We start from the raw sequence: 18014 nt of genomic DNA, 5'->3' as shown, positions 1-18014 counted from the left end.
AAAAGCCCTAGACTCCTAGGGCTTTTGCATGTTTGTTGTTTTTTATTAATCTACATCAACACGGATGAATCCACCATTGTGGTCGAAATCTAAATCAACACCATTGGTTAACTCTACATCGAATCCGTGGCTTTCCTTTTCGATACTGTTTACCCCTTGGTTAGGATAGTGTTCTGTAACATAAGCAAGGATAGCATCTGGAATTAAGTGATCGGGTAAGCGATCGGTATCTTTATCAGCCTCGATTTCTAGCCATTCCCCATTGGCATTAAAGGTGATCTCAATCCCGTTGCTTAATTTTACTTCGTATTCCCAAACGTAAAGATCATCATCATCTTGTACAACGGTAATCACTTTAGTACCTTCGAAATTGGCTTCAATGAAAGACTTTGCTGTACTTGGCAATTCCGCTTGGCTAATAACTTCATCTTTATCGCATGATACGAAAAGAAGGGATGCTGAAAACAGTAAGGTAATACCTAAAACTAGTTTTTTCATGTTGTTATGTAATTTAAATAGTTAAAAAGTTTTTTAATCATCAATTCGTAAAAACTCGCCTTTCTTATTAAATTCTAAATCTATACCATTAGTTAACTCAACCTCTATAATATTAGATTTGGTTTTGATTTGTACAACTTCGTTGTTCGGAAAGCTTCTACTTATATATTCTTTAATCTTATTAGGGATCAGAGCCTGTGGGACGGGTTTTAATTTAGCGTCCAGTTCTGTCCAGTTACCGTTCTTGTCGAACTCAACTTCTGTGCCACTTTTTAGCTTTACCGAGTACTCAATACCCTTAAAAAACTCCTTCTCAGATGTTACTAAAGTGATAACATCCTGTGGGTAATAGGTTTTAATAAAACTTTGCGCTTGTTTTGGTAATTCTTGAGCCTGAATAATCTTTTCCTGTGCCATACTTTGCACAGAAATTCCTGTTAGCATTACGAATAAAATCGTTTTAATCATCTTTTTCATACTTCTTTCTTTTTATTAGTACAAGATTAAGGGGCAAATCTGGAAAGAAGTAGGAATTTGATGGTATCCTAGCGGTTTTTATTGATAAATACGGAAGATTTGAAGGCCATCTTCGTATTGATAGGAAATATGGAGGGCTGTATATTTTTCCAGAATACTTTGCACAATGGATAGCCCTAAGCCCGATGATTGGCTATCTTGATTGCCTTTGTGAAACCGTTGGAAGATGTAATCGGGGTTTAAAGCACCAGATTGACTGCTATTGGCGATTTGTAGCTTTTGGCTATCCATACTGATGGCTATTGTTCCATCCTGGACGTTGTGCTTAATAGCATTGCGCAATAGATTAGATAACAGGATATCGACCAGTTCCAGGTTACAGCGGCTGCTAAATGTTCCAGTTTCTTCCAAGTCAACTTGGATGCCTTTATACTGAATCATATCCTCGAAATCATCGAGCAAGCGTTTCATTCTTTCGTTAAAATTGACGTCCTCGATTTGGCTGTATTGGTTGTTATCGATGCGTGATAGCATCAATAAGGACTTATTTAAGGCTACCATCCGGTGTAAAGATTGCTTGGCATCGGCAATTTTAACCAATTGCTGTTCGGTTAAATGATCATCCTGTAAGATGAGGTCCAACTTACCGATGGTGATCGCTAATGGGGTCTGCAATTCATGGGAGGCATTTTCTAAGAAGCGTTTTTGCCCTTCGAAGACTTGCTCGTTCCGGTCGATCATCTGTAGCACCCGCGTATTGAGCTCTTCAAACTCCTTAACTTGGGTTTGCACCGGCGTAAAACTCTTGGCATGTCCGAAGCGGTATAAGCTGAGGTTGGCAAGAATTTGCTTAAAGGGTTTCCAGGCGCGGCTCATCACGAAATAGTTAATCACCAGGATACTTAATACAATCACTAAGTACAATACCAGTAAGGAAATGGCTAAGTTAATGAGGTAATCATCTTCTTCCACGGTAGATGTCCGGATCTCGAGTTGATAGGCTTTGCCATCTTTGCTGTAAAAGCCGGTGCGCAGAATCCGATAGGGTTCATCTTCCTCATCGTAGGGCATATACATAAACTCCCTGGAGAAATGATTCTTGTCCAGATCTTTGTGATCCTGCGTAGGAAGGATACGAAACTGATTTATACCATATACCTTGTTATCCTCGATAATGGATGGGTTATTATAGGCTTCCCGGATGATTTCAATCTTTTGATTCTTGAGGCCATCGTCTACATTATCATAAACCTCATCCATCAGGAAGGCGTAGAATAGCAAAGCCCAGATCGCCATGATAATCAAAATGGTAAAGGCGAGAAACCGATTGGTATAATATTTTATGGAAACAGCCATTTATACAAGTTTATAACCCACACCGTATACGGCCTGAATATCGACCTCGGCAGCGGCATCACGTAGCTTTTTACGGATATTCTTAATTTGCGAGTAGATGAAATCTAAGTTGTCTGCTTGGTCGGTATGGTCGCCCCATACAGATTCAATCAGACTCGTTTTTTCCATCAGCTTATTAGGCCGAAGCATGAAATAATAGAACAGATCGTATTCCTTTCTATTAAAGTTGATTTCCGTTTCTCCCACAATGACTTGGCGGTTATCGGGATCGATTTGAATATTCTTATACTGTAACATGCTTTCCCCTTGTTGGGCATTTCTGCGGATGATCGCTTTTATGCGTGCTAGGAGTTCGGCCAGGTGGAAAGGCTTAGCCAGGTAATCATCGGCACCAATTTCCAGGCCTAGTACCTTATCTTCGACGGCGTCTTTGGCCGATAGGATCAATACAGGCTGCTTGCGATGCTCTTCCTTTAGTGCTTTTAATATGGATAGTCCGGAACCTCCTGGCAGCATGATATCCAAGAGGATACAATCGTAAGCATAGTTCATTGCTTTTTCTAAGCCAGATGGGTAATCGTTGGCTGTTTCGATCAGGAAGTTTTCTGCGCGTAGAAACTCTTCCATGGTTTGTAGTAGTGCAATTTCGTCTTCAATGATTAGTATCTTCATCTTTTCTAAAAATACAATTAAACAGAAAGAATCTGAAAAGAATCTGGAATCCTGCGAGGGGTATTTCAATTTTTTATAAATTAGCCAGCAAATCAAGGAAAGTACCTTATGCAAAAACGGATGCTCATCATCGACGATGAAGATAAACTTCGGCAGCTACTCGCCCGTATTATTCAACTGGAATGGGAGGATCTGGAAATTCTTCAAGCCGCCACGCTGAAGGCAGGATTGCACTGCTTAAAGCAGCAAGATGTGGATGTGGTGATTTCCGATGTGAAGCTTCCTGATGGTAATGGGGTAGACTTTGTCATTGAAATCAAAAAGCAGCAACCTTTGGCGGAAGTAATCCTGATGACTGCCTTCGGGCAAATTGCCGATGGAGTCCAGGCGATCAAGAATGGAGCTTTTGATTATATGACCAAAGGCGATGATAACAATAAAATCATTCCATTGCTCTATAAAGCCTTTGATAAGGCCGGCATGGCGAAGCGTTTGGCCCGATTGGAAGAACAAGTGGGCAAGAAGTATGCTTTTGATAAGATTGTTGGGCAATCGCGTGAACTTAAAGAAGCTATCGCTTTAGGTGAAAAAGTGGCCCCTACAGATACGACAGTTTTGCTGCTCGGTGAAACCGGAACAGGTAAGGAAGTTTTTGCCCAATCTATCCATTATGCCAGCAAACGTAGGGGGAAGAACTTTGTAGCAGTCAATTGTTCTGCTTTCAGTAAGGAGATTCTGGAAAGTGAGTTGTTTGGCCATGTGGCTGGCTCCTTTACCGGGGCTATGAAAGATAAATCAGGACTCTTTGAAGAAGCCCATGGCGGCACTTTGTTTTTGGATGAGATGGGCGAGATGCCCTTGGAGTTGCAAGCCAAGATTCTGCGGGTATTAGAAACCGGCGAGTTCTTTAAAGTGGGGGAAAGTAAACCCAGCAAGGTCGATGTCCGGATTATTGCGGCTACGAATCGGAACCTGGAACAAGAAGTAGAAGACGGTCATTTTAGGGCCGATTTATACTACCGCTTATCGGTATTTAACATCAGCTTACCTTCGTTAAACGATCGGAAAATAGATATCCCCTTATTGATTAATTATTTTGTAGGTATTTGTGCCAGCAAGATGAACCTGAAGATGCCGAAGATTGAAGATTCTTATGTGGAAGCCTTTATGAACCGGGTATGGAAAGGGAATGTTCGGGAGTTAAAGAATATCGTAGAGCGTAGTCTAATCCTTATGGATGGGGGCACCTTGACCCAGGAAAATCTTCCTTACGACTTTTTACATCATGAAAGCGTGGGCAGTTCAGGCAGTTCCTACGCCATGCAGGAAGTAGAAAAGAATCATATCCGCAAGGTGTTAATCCATACCCATGGGAATAAGGCCGAAGCGGCTAGATTACTAGGCATCGGGATTGCCACCTTATATCGTAAAATTGAAGAGTATCAACTCTAATATCCTACCATATTGAGAAAGAGCCTATCATTTTGATAGGCTTTTTTATGACCTAAAGTTTCTGATTATTTATTATACAGCTGTATATCAGTGTTTTGTTGTGTTTTTCAAGTTCTTGGTATTTGTATTGGCATGCCTTGGAAAACAATAACAGATAATGGAAAATATTAGTTCAACAGAGATGTCACAGTTTGTGGGTCGGCGGATTCGGAAAATCAGTCCACGACTACAGAGTTTGGCAGATCAAACACAGGCCATGCCGGTGATGCAGGTGCTGGTGACCTACCTCCGGGAGGTCTGCACCCAACGCAAGTACCAACATGCCTATCGCTTACTGCAATGCGTAGGCCAGCTTTATGAACGTGGTGATCGGGCCATTCGACAGAGTATCGATTACTTGTTTATGTATAGCTTCTCGCGCATGGATCATTTATGCAGCAGTAAGGAATGGCATAATCTATTGAGCCACTTACCTCAGCCGCTCCGCATTTCCTATCAATCGCAACACCTTAAATAAGAAACAGATGATGACCCTTGCTATGATTGCCATAGCCCTGTTGTGCTTCGCAATCTTCTACAAATCCATCGATTTTTTCGATAAAATTTAACACCATGGAAAACAAAATTATCAATACCGTAAATGAGTGGTTTCCACAATGTATGCCTTCGGATCGGGAATTATCCGAGTACAAGGTATTACAGAATGTAGCCGACTATTGTATGGAATGCTTGGAGGGTAGCGACGAAGAGCAAGCCCTGGCCAAGGAAGCCATCAACATTATGGGTATTCTCTATTACAATGGCAGCTTGCATATCCGCAATGCGATTGAAAATGAGTTCTTGGAACGCTTGTCCAAATGTGAATCGCCAGCAAGCCTGAAGAAGCACATGGCCTATATGCCGAAGGAAATGCGATCCATTTATATGAAAACGATTTTAGAAAATTAATCATGATAGCCTTATTAATTATTTCAATTCTGGTTTTCCTATACATCGTATATGTATTGGTTTATCCGGAACGATTTTAACCTTATACTAAAATGAATACAGAAATATTAGGTGTTTTATTTATGTTCCTATTTACCATTGCTCTGGGGATTCCCTTGGGTCGGTATATAGCACGTGTGTATCTTGGCGAACGAACTATGTTCGACCGTATTTTCAAGCCTATAGATCAGTTTATATATAAGCTGTCGGGGATCGATCCGATGAAGGAGATGACTTGGAAGGAAAACCTGACAGCTTTATTAACCATCAATTTATTTTGGTTATTCCTAACCATGGCCGTGTTGATGGGGCAGCATTTATTACCATTGAACCCTGATGGAAACCCCGGCATGAGTGCCGATTTAGCCTTAAATACCGCGATATCCTTCGTGGTGAACTGTAACCTTCAGCATTATTCCGGCGAAAGCGGATTGAGCTACATTGGTCAATTTATGCTGATGTTCCTGCAGTTTGTAAGTGCTGGGGTAGGGATGGCTGCGGCCGCCATGGTATTCAAGGCTTTTCGGGACAAAACTACCAAGACCTTGGGTAACTTTTACCAGTTCTTTATCAAATCTTGTACCCGCATCTTATTGCCTTTATCCTTTATCATTGCGACGATCCTTATTTTCCAAGGCACCCCGATGACCTTTGAAGGGAAAGACCAAATGGTAACCCTTGCTGGTGATACGGTAGATGTATCTCGCGGTCCTGCAGCCGGCTTTATTGCCATCAAGCATGTAGGCACCAACGGCGGAGGATTCTTCGGCGTCAATTCCAATCACCCGTTTGAAAACCCAACCTTCATCAGCAATATTGCAGAGATGTTTGCCCAATTTGTCATTCCCATTGCGATGGTATTTGCCTTTGGTTTCTACATCCGCAAGCGGAAGTTTGCTTACGTTGTATTTGCGGTGATGACGGTCGGATTCTTATGCTTGGCGATTCCAAACGTACATATGGAAATGGCGGGCAATCCGGCAATCGATCGCCTGGGTGTCAACCAAGATTTGGGTGCTATGGAAGGCAAAGATATCCGGATAGGTTCCGGGGCGGCAGGCTTCTGGTCTATCGTAACGACGGTTATTTCCACAGGTTCGGTGAACTCGATGCATGATAGCACGATGGCTTTATCGGGTATGAATGAAATGCTGGCCATGATGATTAATGCCTTTTTCGGCGGTTGTGGCGTCGGTATTTTAAACTACTTCATATTTATCATCCTAGCGGTGTTTATCTCCGGCTTGATGGTTGGGCGTACGCCAGAATTTATGGGCAAGAAAGTGGAAGCCAAGGAGATGAAAATTGCCATGTTGATTGCTTTCCTTCATCCCTTTATTATTCTGACAGGGACTGCTTTAGCTGCAGCCTTTCCGGGCTATGGCGAAGCGACCTTGAACAATCCGGGTTTCCATGGCTTCTCCGAAATGTTGTATGAGTACACCTCTGCGGCAGCCAATAATGGTAGTGGTTTTGAAGGATTAGGCGATAACACCCCATGGTGGAATATCAGCACCGGGATTGTATTGCTCTTCGGACGTTTCTTACCTATTATCGGTCCGGTAGCCATTGCAGGTATCTTGGCAGGCAAAAAATACATCCCTGATAGTGCCGGAACCTTAAAAACTGACACTTATACCTTCGGATTCATGGTACTGGCCGTTATTGCCCTCGTTGCCGCCTTATCCTTTTTCCCAGCGTTGACTTTAGGTCCAATTGCTGAATATTTCACTTTACGTTAATTAAAATAGATATGAAAGCTCAAAATTCATTTTTTGATCCGAAATTATTGAATGAATCTATCAAGCAAGCTTTTGTGAAGCTTCATCCAAAAATAATGTTCCGCAACCCTGTGATGTTTACTGTAGAAATTGCTACGGTTATTATGGGGGTGGTATGTGTCCTTGTATTGTTGGGCAATACCGATCAGGGCAGCCTGGGCTATAACATCAGCGTGTTTATTATCCTGCTGCTTACGCTTTTGTTTGCCAATTTTGCCGAGTCCCTTGCTGAGGCAAGGGGTAAGGCACAGGCCGACAGCTTGCGCAAAACCCGTGAAGAAACCCCGGCAAAGTTACAGGATGGCCGCGTTGTGGCTTCCTCCGCCTTGCAGAAAGGCGATGTATTCGTTTGTGTGGCAGGCGATGTGATTCCAACCGATGGTGAAATTATCAAAGGCTTAGCTACGATTGATGAGAGTGCCATTACTGGCGAGTCTGCGCCCGTGATCCGCGAAGCAGGAGGTGATAAAAGCTCCGTTACGGGCGGTACCAAAGTATTGTCCGATGAAATAACCGTTACTGTGACGGCTTCTGCCGGCGAAAGCTTCTTAGATAAGATGATAGCCTTGGTAGAAGGAGCAAAACGCCAAAAAACACCGAATGAAATCGCATTGACCATTCTCCTGGCCGGATTTACCATGGTATTCATCCTGGTGGTGGTTACTTTAAGTCCTTTCGCTTTATATGCTAAGGTAGGTATTAGTATCGCGGCGTTTATATCCCTATTTGTGTGCTTGGTGCCAACCACCATTGGAGGCTTATTGTCGGCCATCGGGATTGCCGGAATGGATAGAGCCTTACGCGCTAATGTGCTGACCAAATCTGGTAAAGCCGTAGAAACGGCCGGCGATATCGATGTGTTATTGCTGGATAAAACCGGAACGATTACCATTGGGAATAGAAAGGCCACCAAGTTTCATGCGGCACCGCAAGTTGCGCATGAACATTTGATGAAGGCTGCGGCATTAAGCTCTAAATACGATGAAACACCTGAAGGAAAGTCTATTGTTGAATTAGCAGGATTAAACTTAACGAACCCAAAAGAAGAAGCTGAAATCTTCATCAAGTTTACAGCAGAGACCCGTTGTTCAGGCTTGGACATCGGCAATGTTCGCATTCGTAAAGGAGCCACCGATGCCATCAAGAAGATTGTGGAGGATGCCGGCAATCCATTTCCAACCGAAACCCTAGACACCGTGCAATCCATTGCAGCCAATGGTGGAACCCCACTCGTGGTGATTGAAAACGAACAAGTATTAGGCGTTGTGGAGTTGCAGGATATTATTAAACCGGGCATTCAAGAGCGTTTTGCACGCCTGCGCCGCATGGGTATTAAAACGGTGATGGTTACTGGGGATAACCCCTTAACAGCCGCTTTTATTGCGAAAACTGCCGGCGTAGACGATTTTATTGCGGAGGCAAAACCCGAGGATAAGATGAACTACATCCGTAAGGAACAGCAGGAAGGTAAATTGGTGGCGATGATGGGCGATGGTACCAATGATGCGCCAGCCCTGGCTCAGGCCGATGTTGGTGTCGCCATGAACAGTGGAACCCAGGCCGCCAAAGAAGCCGGTAATATGGTGGATTTGGATAATGACCCTACCAAACTTATTGAGATTGTAGAAATTGGTAAACAGCTGCTGATGACTCGTGGTACCCTCACCACCTTTAGTATTGCCAATGATGTGGCGAAGTATTTTGCCATTATCCCGGCCTTGTTTATCATGGCCATTCCAGCGCTGGCACCTTTAAACGTGATGCAATTGGCCAGTCCTGAATCGGCCATTCTTTCGGCCATTATCTTCAACGCGGTGTTAATTCCGATGTTGATTCCTTTGGCCCTCCGTGGGGTGCCTTATAAGCCGCTCGGTGCTTCGGCCTTATTACGTCGCAACCTATTTATCTATGGATTTGGAGGCTTATTAGCCCCATTCATAGGCATCAAATTAATCGATATGGCATTAGCCTTTATACTATAAATACACTAGAAAATGAAAACGCATATTATACCCGCTATCCGACTAACTGTTGCTTGTTTAGTGCTGTTGGCTGTCGCTTATCCTTTGGCTTTATGGGCCGTCGCTCAATTGGCACCTAATAAAGGAGAAGGTTTCCTTATAGAAGCCAACGGAAACAAGTACTACAGCAATATCGGACAAGCGATGAACGATACGAATTATTTTATGTCACGCCCTTCAGCAGTAGATTACGATGCTTCAGGGTCAGGAGCCAGCAATAAAGGCCCTTCCAACGAGGAATATCTGCAAGAATTGGAATCCCGGATACAAGCATTCATGGCCATTAATCCGGGGGTTGAACGAAACCAGATTCCTGCCGATATGATTACTGCGAGTGGTAGTGGTCTAGACCCTCATATTTCTGTTGCGGGTGCAAAAGTGCAGATTCCGCGTATAGCTAAGGAGCGCAATTTAGCCCTTGACACCCTGGAGGAACTTGTCAATAAGCATATTGAATCTCCACTTTGGGGCATGTTTGGTCCAAAGAAAGTCCATGTTTTAAAATTGAATTTAGCATTGGATGCCTTATCAAGCATGAAAGGAGGTCAGCATGCAAATTAAACAACTGTTAATGGGAATGTTTTGTTTTTCTGCCAGTTCAGCGTTGGCTCAGGAAGACAAGGACTCTACAAAAAATCCACTATCCTTCGGAGGGTATGTAGAGAGTTATTACAGTTACGATTTTAACAAGCCTGCTACCCATCAGAAATCAGGCTTGGTTTATAGCCATAACCGCAGTAATGAGGTTGCTGTAAACCTCGCGATGGTCAAGGCGTCCTATGATGGCGACTGGCTACGGGGGCAAGTTGGCCTGGCTGCAGGATCGTATATGAATGCGAATTATGCTGCTGAAGAAGGCGTGTACAAGAATATTTACGAGGCAAATATTGGCGTTAAGTTGAGTAAGTCGCACAACATCTGGTTCGATGCCGGGATCATGCCTTCCCATATCGGGCCAGAGAGTGCGATTGGTATCGACAATATCAGCCTTACCCGCAGTATTGCTGCCGAAAATTCACCTTACTTTGAAACCGGTGCCAAGCTGAGCTATACGAATGCTAAGGGCGATTGGTATGTTGCGGTATTGGCCCTCAATGGATGGCAAAAAATCCAGCTTCCCGAAAGCAGTAAAGGCATGTCATTCGGCCATCAGTTAACCTATCAACCCAACGAGAACCTCTTGTTCAACAGCAGTTCCTATATCGGAAATGAAGGACCTGATAGTTTACGTTTTTTTCACGACTTTTATATGCAGGTGCAAGTGCACGAACAAGTAAAGCTGTTGGCTTTATTTGATTATGGCATGCAAAAGCAAGCGCATAGCAGCAAAACCTTAAACTGGTGGACAACGGGCTTACAGTTGCAATATGCCATTAGCGACCGATATCGCTTGAATGCACGGGGCGAATACTATAACGATGGCGATGACGCCATGTTTGGAAGTATGGACCCCTTGCCTAAAAAGGTAATTGGCGGTTCATTGGGATTTGATATGCAGATTCAACCTGATCTTTTTTGGCGCTCAGAATTCCGTTACTTAAACAGTGATGGCGCTATATTCAAAAAAGGAACGGCGAACTATACCGATAGGCAAGCCTGTTTTACAACGAGTATAGGATGGCGATTTTAATGATATACCCAATTGAAGATGGAATACCAACGTAAATCGGCGGAGTTTTTCCTGGACCTCTTGAAGCAATCCCGACGCGGGAAATTCAAGATATACCTCGGCATGTGTGCCGGGGTAGGGAAAACCTATCGCATGTTGCAGGAAGCACATAACTTGGTAAACAACGGTATTCCCGTAAAGATTGGCTATGTAGAAACACATGGTAGGCAGGAAACGGAGGCTTTGCTTCAGGGCCTGCCTATTTTGCCTAGAAGGCGTCTTTACTACAAAGGCAATGAGCTGGAAGAGCTGGATTTAGACTTGATTTTGAAACTGAAGCCCGAGGTGGTGGTTATTGATGAATTGGCGCATACCAATATTCCGGGTAGCAAAAATGAGAAGCGCTGGCAAGATGTGCTGGAAATTTTGGAAGCAGGCATCAACGTTATCTCCGCCATTAATATTCAGCATGTAGAGAGTTTGCAGATCGAACTGGCGGCCTATTTCAAGGTGGAAGTGAAGGAACGGGTGCCTGATAAGGTGATCGATATGGCCGACGAGCTCTTATTGATCGATATCAGTGTGGAGGATCTTATTGGTCGCTTGAAGGAGGGGAAGATTTATAAAAAGGAAAAAATTGAAACGGCCTTAGCGAATTTCTTTCAAGAGGAGCATTTGCAATTGCTACGCGAACTGGCGGTGAAGGAAATTGCATCCCATACCATTAAAAAGCATGAGAAGACTACCATTCGTGAACCGAAATGGCGATTGGAACGCTTTATGGTATGCATTGGTACCGACGAGAAGAAAGCGAGGAACTTGATTCGTAAAACCAGCCGTATGGCCAATTACTACCAGGCCGAATGGTATGTGTTGTATGTGCAAACGCCGAAGGAGGGTACGAATAAAATAGCCTTAGATAAACAACGATTCTTAATAAATAACTTTAAATTGGCAACCGAATTGGGCGGGCAGGTATTACATGTGCAGGGGAAGGATGTGCCGGAACTTATCGTAGAGCAAGTGATCCAAATGCGGATTACGACCTTGTGTATCGGGCGTCCGAAATGGCCATTTTTTAGGATATTATGGACGATGGGGCTTTTTAGAAAGTTGTTGAAAAAATTGGAACCTGTTCAAGTAGATTTAATCATCTTATCATGAGAATCAAAACGAAATTAAATATAGGCATAGGCTTACTGTTTATCATGATCCTATTGCTGGCCATTTTTAGCACTTGGTATGTGAGTGCCTTAAAAAAGGATGCGGAGAATGTGCTTGCCGCCAATTACCTGTCGGTGGAATATGCCCGCAATATGATTGGTGCCGCCGATCAACTATCGGCTGGCCATCCCGAGAGTGTAGATAAACTGCATCAGAACCTCAAACTGCAAAAGCAGAACGTAACGGAATTAAGTGAGAAGGAAATTACCGAGAAGCTGGAGCAGAAGCTAGGCTATTTGTTGGAGAATCCGCAGGATGTACAAACAGCAAAAGAGTTTCGGGAAGAGCTGGTGAACCTGATGAACGTGAATATGGCGGCCATTGTGAAGAAGAATGACCATGCGCAAGTCTTAGCGCGAGAAGCCTTTTTGCTGATTTCCGTGTTAGGAGCCTTAAGCTTTTTAATTGCCTTCGTGCTCTTTGTGAACTTACCAAGTAATATTGCCGATCCGATTAAAAAACTAACCAACAGTATTAAAGAGATTGCGAAGCAAAATTACAATCAACGCCTTTATTTTACCGGCGATTCGGAATTTGTGGACCTGGCCAGCTCCTTTAATACGATGGCTGAGCGCTTGCAGGAATATGCAAACAGCAAGCTCGATCGCATATTGCAGGAAAAGAAGCGGGTAGAGGCTTTAGTAAACAGCATGCACGATCCGGTAATTGGGTTGAACGATAAAATGGAAATTCTATTTATCAACGATGAGGCCTTACAACTTACCGGTTTAAATCGGGATGATATTAAGCAGAAGAGTTTGAAAGAACTGGCAGCTGGCAATGATTTGGTGCAACGGATCCTTTCCAAACAAGATCCTCAGCAGGAACAGCAGGAGCAGGGCGCTTTTGCAGAAAATACCCTGAGTATTTTTGCCGATAACAAAGAATCCTTTTTCGAGAAGCAGGTCTATCCGATTGATATTGTTCCTACAGGTGAGGAGTCGCTACAGCATGTAGGTGAGGTGATTATCCTGAAAAATATCACCACCTTTAAGGAGTTGGATGTGGCGAAAACTAATTTTATAGCCACAGTTTCACATGAGCTAAAAACGCCAATTGCCTCCATACAGATGGGGTTGGAATTGTTGAATCACCCGAAAACTGGGGAGCTGAGTGAAAACCAAAAGAAATTAATGGACGGCATTAAGGATGATAGTGAACGCCTGTTGCGCATTACCTCCGAATTGTTGAATGTATCGCAAGTAGAAACCGGTAATATTAAGCTTTTCGCGCAGTGGAGCAATCCGATGCCGGTTATTACCTATGCCTTACAGGCGACACAGCTGCAGGCCAAGCAAAAAGATATTGAACTGGTTACCGAGCTCGACGAAGATTTGCCTAAAGTCTTTATCGATGAAGAGAAAACAGCTTGGGTATTGACCAATTTTATAACCAATGCCATTCGCTACTCGCCGGAGCATTCCCAAATTATCGTGCGCTTGAAACGAAACTTGGATAAATTGGTGTTTTCCGTGCAAGATCATGGTAAAGGAATCGACAGTTCCTATAAGAACCGGGTCTTCGACCGTTATTTTCAGATTCCCGGATCCCTACGTACGGGAACAGGCTTAGGCTTATCGATTAGTAAAGACTTTATCGAAAACCAAGGCGGCAGCATTTATGTCGATAGTACCTTAGGGGTAGGCAGTACCTTTTCATTTGCCATTCCTATCCACAAGGTGGGCGCCTAATCGAAATCGTAGGTTTCAAAATGGGTCACAAACTCCTCGAATTCGAGTAAGTATTTTTTGTCCTCTGGATAGTATCTGGCTTTTTGGAAATGCTCACCTGCAAATTGCTGGATACTTCCCGTGGACTCCCATTCTGTAACAGTCATGAAGTGGCAGATATCATGATCGATACGCCTTAATACCTTAGCGGAAATATTGCCTTTGGTGCTGCGGTAATCCTTCATGCCGGTGCTGGTCAGGTAATTGAGGTAAATATCTGCATCTTCCTTTTTGGTAATCCCATGCCATATGCGCGTGATAGTTTTCATGAGCTATTTTATTAAGTGATTAACAGTCATGAAGTTACTGTTTTATGTTGGAAAGTAAGAACTGATTTTAGCATGACGCCTTATTGTGGTTTTGTTCTGGCTTTTTAAAGCTGTTGGTTAGGCCTTGTTCAGCCCTTTGCAAAGGGGATTGATACGGGTGAGAAAGGGGAGTGAAAGGGAGGAGCAAGGGGGGAGCGTGGTTTTTTGTTAGTACATAGTGTTTAGCACGTGCTGTCATCGCTTTGTTATCGCTTTGTCATCGCTTTGTCATGGTGAGCGGAGTCGAACCACGAACGACTGGTACGTCAGTGCATTTATACAAGCATTTTACGCTTATTAACAGCTTGTTAATTAGATTGTTACATATGGTTGATTGCACTGACGTACCAGTCGTTCGACTCCGCTCACGATGACAGTACGATGGCAAAACTACTAACTACTAACTACTAAGGCCCTCCTACATTCCCACCTTCACACCGCCATAATAATTCCTCGGTGCTGCCGCGTTAAAAAATCGGTTTCCCATTGCATTAATATCGTTTCCTAAGCTATATTTTTCATTCAGCAGATTATCTACTCCAGTAAAAAACTGTATGCTATGCTTCTTCCAGATTTTTGTTGTCCAGGCTAGTTTTGCCTGCAGCAAGTGGTACTTATCAGCGTAGAAGGTGTTGCCATCGTTTAAAGGGATGGATGAGGTAAAATTATGGTAAAGGTTTAGTTCCAATTGTTTTGGTAGGCCGATGGATAGTGTGTTTACCCAGATCCAGTCGGGGATGGACGTTAATTTATTACCGGAGAAGTCTTGATTACCTGATTTATAGGATTTGAAGCGGTAATGCTGATAAGTCAGGTTGCTAGACAGGATGAGGCTGCGTAGAAATAAATCTTGTTCGGGGCTAATGATTTGGCTAATGATGCTGGCTTCCAGTCCTTTTTGGGTGATGGCGCCTGCATTGCTGAAGAATTCCGCACCCGCATCATTCAATTGGCGGATGATGCCATTTTTCATGTTGAACCGATACGCGCCAATATCGGCAATAAAGCGACGTTGCTTCGACTCGTAGCGTAGGCCAACTTCATAGTTGGTGCCATCTTCGGGATTCAGCGCTTGGTTGATTTGGTTATCGGAGGAGCGTACTTCGGAGATCGTTGGGGTGGAATAGCCTTTAGAAATGGAAGCTCGGGCTGCCAATTCAGGCAGTAAGCTATAAGCAAGGCCTAAACGAGGCATCCAGGACGGATCAAAGCCCTTATGCCCGTTAATGGCATCTTCGTCGGGATTATTGCGTTTAAAGTCTATATTGTTAAAGTTTAAACCGATGGATCCTTCGACGATTAATTTTTGCATCAGCTTTGCTTTGGCACGATAGAAATAGAAATGCTGCAAGTTTTCTAATTGATCGTTGTATTGCAGCTCGCCTTTGCTGCCGAAGTTGTTATCGTAGTTTTTAATGGCATACCAGCCCTTTTGACCTTCAGCACCCAATTGCATTTCCCATTGAATTTCCTCCTGACCTTGATTCTGGTAGGCCATGTAGGTACGTAAGCCCAGGTTTTTTTCTATGCGGGTTTCATAGTTGGTAACGAATGGGTTTTTAAAATCGGTATGCGTGCCGAATACAGTTAGTACATGCGATAAATGGTCGCTGAATCGGTAGGTATGAGTGATACCTGCTAAGCCTGTTTTATTGTAAATAGCCGCTTTCTGGTCTGCGGCACTCGGGAAGGGGCCGCCTGCGGGTCTTGCTTGTGCGGGGTTATCATGATACTGTTGCTCGGTTAAGCCGCCCGGTGTTTCGTAGCCTAAGTCACTATAAAGCGCTAAAATTTTCAATTGCCCTCGTTCGTTATAATTCCATTGATGGGCGGTTTGGATGAATTTTTTGTCCAATGCGCTCTGCTGTCTATAGCCATCGGAGCGTAAATATGCTTGATTAATGGAGAAATGATAGTTTTTATTAACCTGATGGGCAAACGTCAGTTGTTCATGAAATTGGCCATAGGAGCCTCCGGATAGGAGTAATGATTTTTCTTCTCGTTTCTGTAAATCCAGGCCGAAAGGGATAATGCGAACCACGCCGCCGGTATTGGGGCCATATAAAGAGCCATCGGGGCCTTTTAACACTTGAATATGTTCGATGCCTACCGGATCGAGTAGATTTAAGTAGGTATTTCCGCTGGCATCGGTGAAGGGTATTTCATCTAAATAGATTTTGGTATTGCGGACGCCGAAAGGGGAGCGGATCATACTGCCACGCATGGCCAAGCGGTAGCTGCCGGGCGATCGTTCTTCCATGCGGATGCCGGGCGTGCTATTCATACCTGAAAGGATGCTTGTTGAATTTTGAGCGTTGAGAAGCTTATGACTGACTACCCGTGCTGAACTCGTTAAGTCGAGCATGGCCTGCGCATTAAAATGCGCTTTGATTTCGATGGGTGCTATTTCAGCAAGACTGGTGTCGGGGTTTATTTGTTGTGCAAATAATAAGACGGTTGGCGAACAAATACTAAGAACAGTGAAAATTAATTTTCGTGTGGGAAAATGCATATTTATTAGGTTGTAAAGGCTGCAAAATACCTAAAAATATCTTAAAAAGCGTCATTTAAACCTAAGAATAGGCCTCTTTGTCCGAAACGTCCGAAGGCATAGTCTATACATAGATTTGTTCGGGTAGCCTTATTAAAGAGGAGTCTTAATCCAGCCCCTGCGGCGGGTTGCCATTTTTGGAATAGCTTCGTTCCCATTTGATCGTTCGTGGTTTGTACATTGGCAAATACCACCCCGCTTAAAAACTGATTTCGCAAAATCGGGTATCGGTATTCCAATTCCGAATAGAAAAAGGAAAGTCCTTTAAAATAGCCCATGGTATAGCCGCGTCCGCTACGTGCATAAGGGTCTTTGCTGGTGCCGGGAAGGTCGATGTACGAAAGTTTGCCACCCAGTTTATAGGATCCGTAGTTCCAAAAGGCCAGGACATGGTTTGGTCGGCTTTCGGAAAGTTGCCAATATTTTCGAAAGTCGGTTTGCAATTGGTAGGCGTAATGCTCGCTGCCCAACCATTTTTGGTTCATGCGCATCACTACATCAATATACATCCCCTTATAAGCTGAATTGGGGTTATCGCGGGTCATATACTGCATATTTAGCATAAGCCCGTTGTTGTTGATGTTCTGAGGGTCGAAGTTGTTCCAGCGACTGTAAATTTCCGTTGGCGACATGCCCGGTTCGCTACCTACGGTTTCTAGGTTTCGCTTTAACTCGAAAAACACACCGGCGCCGACGAAGGCTCCGGGAAATAACTGTTTGTAGATCCGTTCGCTAATGGTATAGGCCGTGAATTTATTGACGAATCGTTTTCTATCAGGATTATTGATGATTAATTCTTCCTCGGTCGGGTTGGGGAGGGGTTCTCCGATACCTAAGCCATAATCTAATCCCACCGCTTTAGCCACCATCACGTTTCCTTTGATATTCCAAGTATTGGAAGGGGTATAAATATCGTGAATTAAATAGCCCACCATAATACCTCGGGTGGTATAGCTTAAGGCTGCAGCAGCAATAGACATGCTGGTGTTTGGCTGGTTGCCGAGGACTTTTCCGCCCACGGCCTTGATGCCTATTTGGGCGCCAATGGATGGGTTGTAATTAATATTGGGGAGGTAGGAAATGGCGGATCGCTTTTTTGGTTTATCCTCTTTTTTCTTTTTGGAGGGGATTATATCTTTAAATAAGTCAACAATATCGTATAAGCTATCTATTTTCTGTTGCTTTTCTAAAGCCTCCCGATTGGAAAGGGTATCTTGAATTTCAATTTGTTGTGCGCTGGCTGTTAAAGAAAAGATAGAAAAGAAAACGGAAAGGAGTAAGGAGATGCGCATGGCCTGATTTCGGAGTGTTTGCTTATATAAATTGTTATCTTAATGAATTAACAGCG

Annotated in this window: 16 protein-coding genes; 9 read left to right on the top strand and 7 right to left on the bottom strand. The window is 43.7% G+C overall.

Going from position 1 to position 18014, the window contains the following annotated elements; all coding sequences use genetic code 11:
• Positions 1 to 45: 45 nt before the first annotated feature.
• The 4 genes from GQF63_RS03190 to GQF63_RS03175 all read right to left on the bottom strand — a co-directional run bounded on the left by GQF63_RS03190 (position 46) and on the right by GQF63_RS03175 (position 3003).
• Positions 46 to 498, bottom strand: coding sequence for a PepSY-like domain-containing protein (locus tag GQF63_RS03190; protein WP_160367668.1), 453 nt, complete (start codon positions 496 to 498; stop codon positions 46 to 48).
• Between the two features lie 33 nt (positions 499 to 531).
• A complete protein-coding gene (locus GQF63_RS03185; RefSeq protein WP_160367667.1) occupies positions 532 to 975 on the bottom strand; it encodes a PepSY-like domain-containing protein in 444 nt (147 codons plus the stop codon).
• A 78-nt stretch (positions 976 to 1053) separates the two neighbouring features.
• Positions 1054 to 2331, bottom strand: coding sequence for a sensor histidine kinase (locus tag GQF63_RS03180; RefSeq protein ID WP_160367666.1), 1278 nt, complete (start codon positions 2329 to 2331; stop codon positions 1054 to 1056).
• Positions 2332 to 3003: a response regulator transcription factor gene (locus GQF63_RS03175; RefSeq protein ID WP_160367665.1), complete on the bottom strand. Its 672-nt coding sequence runs from the start codon at positions 3001 to 3003 to the stop codon at positions 2332 to 2334.
• 108 nt (positions 3004 to 3111) lie between these two features.
• Between GQF63_RS03175 and GQF63_RS03170 the strand changes: the two genes are divergently transcribed.
• From GQF63_RS03170 to GQF63_RS03125, 9 genes are all read left to right on the top strand, one after another.
• Positions 3112 to 4455 (top strand): sigma-54-dependent transcriptional regulator, encoded by a 1344-nt coding sequence (locus tag GQF63_RS03170; RefSeq protein WP_160367664.1) that lies wholly within the window; start codon positions 3112 to 3114, stop codon positions 4453 to 4455.
• Positions 4456 to 4612: 157 nt separating this feature from the next.
• Positions 4613 to 4972: a DUF7674 family protein gene (locus GQF63_RS03165; protein ID WP_160367663.1), complete on the top strand. Its 360-nt coding sequence runs from the start codon at positions 4613 to 4615 to the stop codon at positions 4970 to 4972.
• A 95-nt stretch (positions 4973 to 5067) separates the two neighbouring features.
• On the top strand, positions 5068 to 5403 hold the full coding sequence (locus GQF63_RS03160) for a DUF7674 family protein (RefSeq protein ID WP_160367662.1): 336 nt from the start codon (positions 5068 to 5070) through the stop codon (positions 5401 to 5403).
• A gap of 92 nt (positions 5404 to 5495) precedes the next feature.
• Positions 5496 to 7184: a potassium-transporting ATPase subunit KdpA gene (gene kdpA / locus GQF63_RS03150; RefSeq protein ID WP_160367661.1), complete on the top strand. Its 1689-nt coding sequence runs from the start codon at positions 5496 to 5498 to the stop codon at positions 7182 to 7184.
• 11 nt (positions 7185 to 7195) lie between these two features.
• Entirely contained in the window at positions 7196 to 9205 is a 2010-nt protein-coding gene (kdpB, locus tag GQF63_RS03145) for a potassium-transporting ATPase subunit KdpB (RefSeq protein WP_160367660.1), read from the top strand.
• 12 nt (positions 9206 to 9217) lie between these two features.
• Positions 9218 to 9805 carry a K(+)-transporting ATPase subunit C gene (gene kdpC, locus GQF63_RS03140; RefSeq protein ID WP_160367659.1) on the top strand — a complete coding sequence of 196 codons (588 nt, stop codon included), beginning with the start codon at positions 9218 to 9220 and terminating at the stop codon, positions 9803 to 9805.
• Positions 9795 to 10874 (top strand): porin, encoded by a 1080-nt coding sequence (locus GQF63_RS03135; RefSeq protein ID WP_160367658.1) that lies wholly within the window; start codon positions 9795 to 9797, stop codon positions 10872 to 10874. The genes kdpC and GQF63_RS03135 overlap by 11 nt, the downstream gene beginning before the upstream one ends.
• An 18-nt stretch (positions 10875 to 10892) precedes the next feature.
• Positions 10893 to 12017 (top strand): sensor protein KdpD, encoded by a 1125-nt coding sequence (locus tag GQF63_RS03130; RefSeq protein WP_160367657.1) that lies wholly within the window; start codon positions 10893 to 10895, stop codon positions 12015 to 12017.
• Positions 12014 to 13768 carry a HAMP domain-containing sensor histidine kinase gene (locus tag GQF63_RS03125; protein WP_160367656.1) on the top strand — a complete coding sequence of 585 codons (1755 nt, stop codon included), beginning with the start codon at positions 12014 to 12016 and terminating at the stop codon, positions 13766 to 13768. The genes GQF63_RS03130 and GQF63_RS03125 overlap by 4 nt, the downstream gene beginning before the upstream one ends.
• On the opposite strand, the gene GQF63_RS03120 is transcribed toward GQF63_RS03125, so the two are convergent.
• From GQF63_RS03120 to GQF63_RS03110, 3 genes are all read right to left on the bottom strand, one after another.
• Entirely contained in the window at positions 13765 to 14076 is a 312-nt protein-coding gene (locus GQF63_RS03120) for an antibiotic biosynthesis monooxygenase (RefSeq protein WP_160367655.1), read from the bottom strand. The genes GQF63_RS03125 and GQF63_RS03120 overlap by 4 nt on opposite strands.
• A gap of 457 nt (positions 14077 to 14533) precedes the next feature.
• Positions 14534 to 16627, bottom strand: a complete 2094-nt coding sequence (locus tag GQF63_RS03115; protein ID WP_160367654.1) for a TonB-dependent receptor — start codon at positions 16625 to 16627, stop codon at positions 14534 to 14536.
• A 41-nt stretch (positions 16628 to 16668) separates the two neighbouring features.
• Positions 16669 to 17958, bottom strand: a complete 1290-nt coding sequence (locus tag GQF63_RS03110) for a BamA/TamA family outer membrane protein (protein WP_160367653.1) — start codon at positions 17956 to 17958, stop codon at positions 16669 to 16671.
• Positions 17959 to 18014 lie beyond the last annotated feature (56 nt).

It is taken from the genome of Sphingobacterium humi (genome assembly GCF_009768885.1).
Taxonomy (GTDB): Bacteria; Bacteroidota; Bacteroidia; order Sphingobacteriales; family Sphingobacteriaceae; genus Sphingobacterium; species Sphingobacterium humi.
The sequence above is the reverse complement of the archived record's forward strand: the minus strand, read 5'-3'. Positions and strand labels throughout refer to the sequence as shown.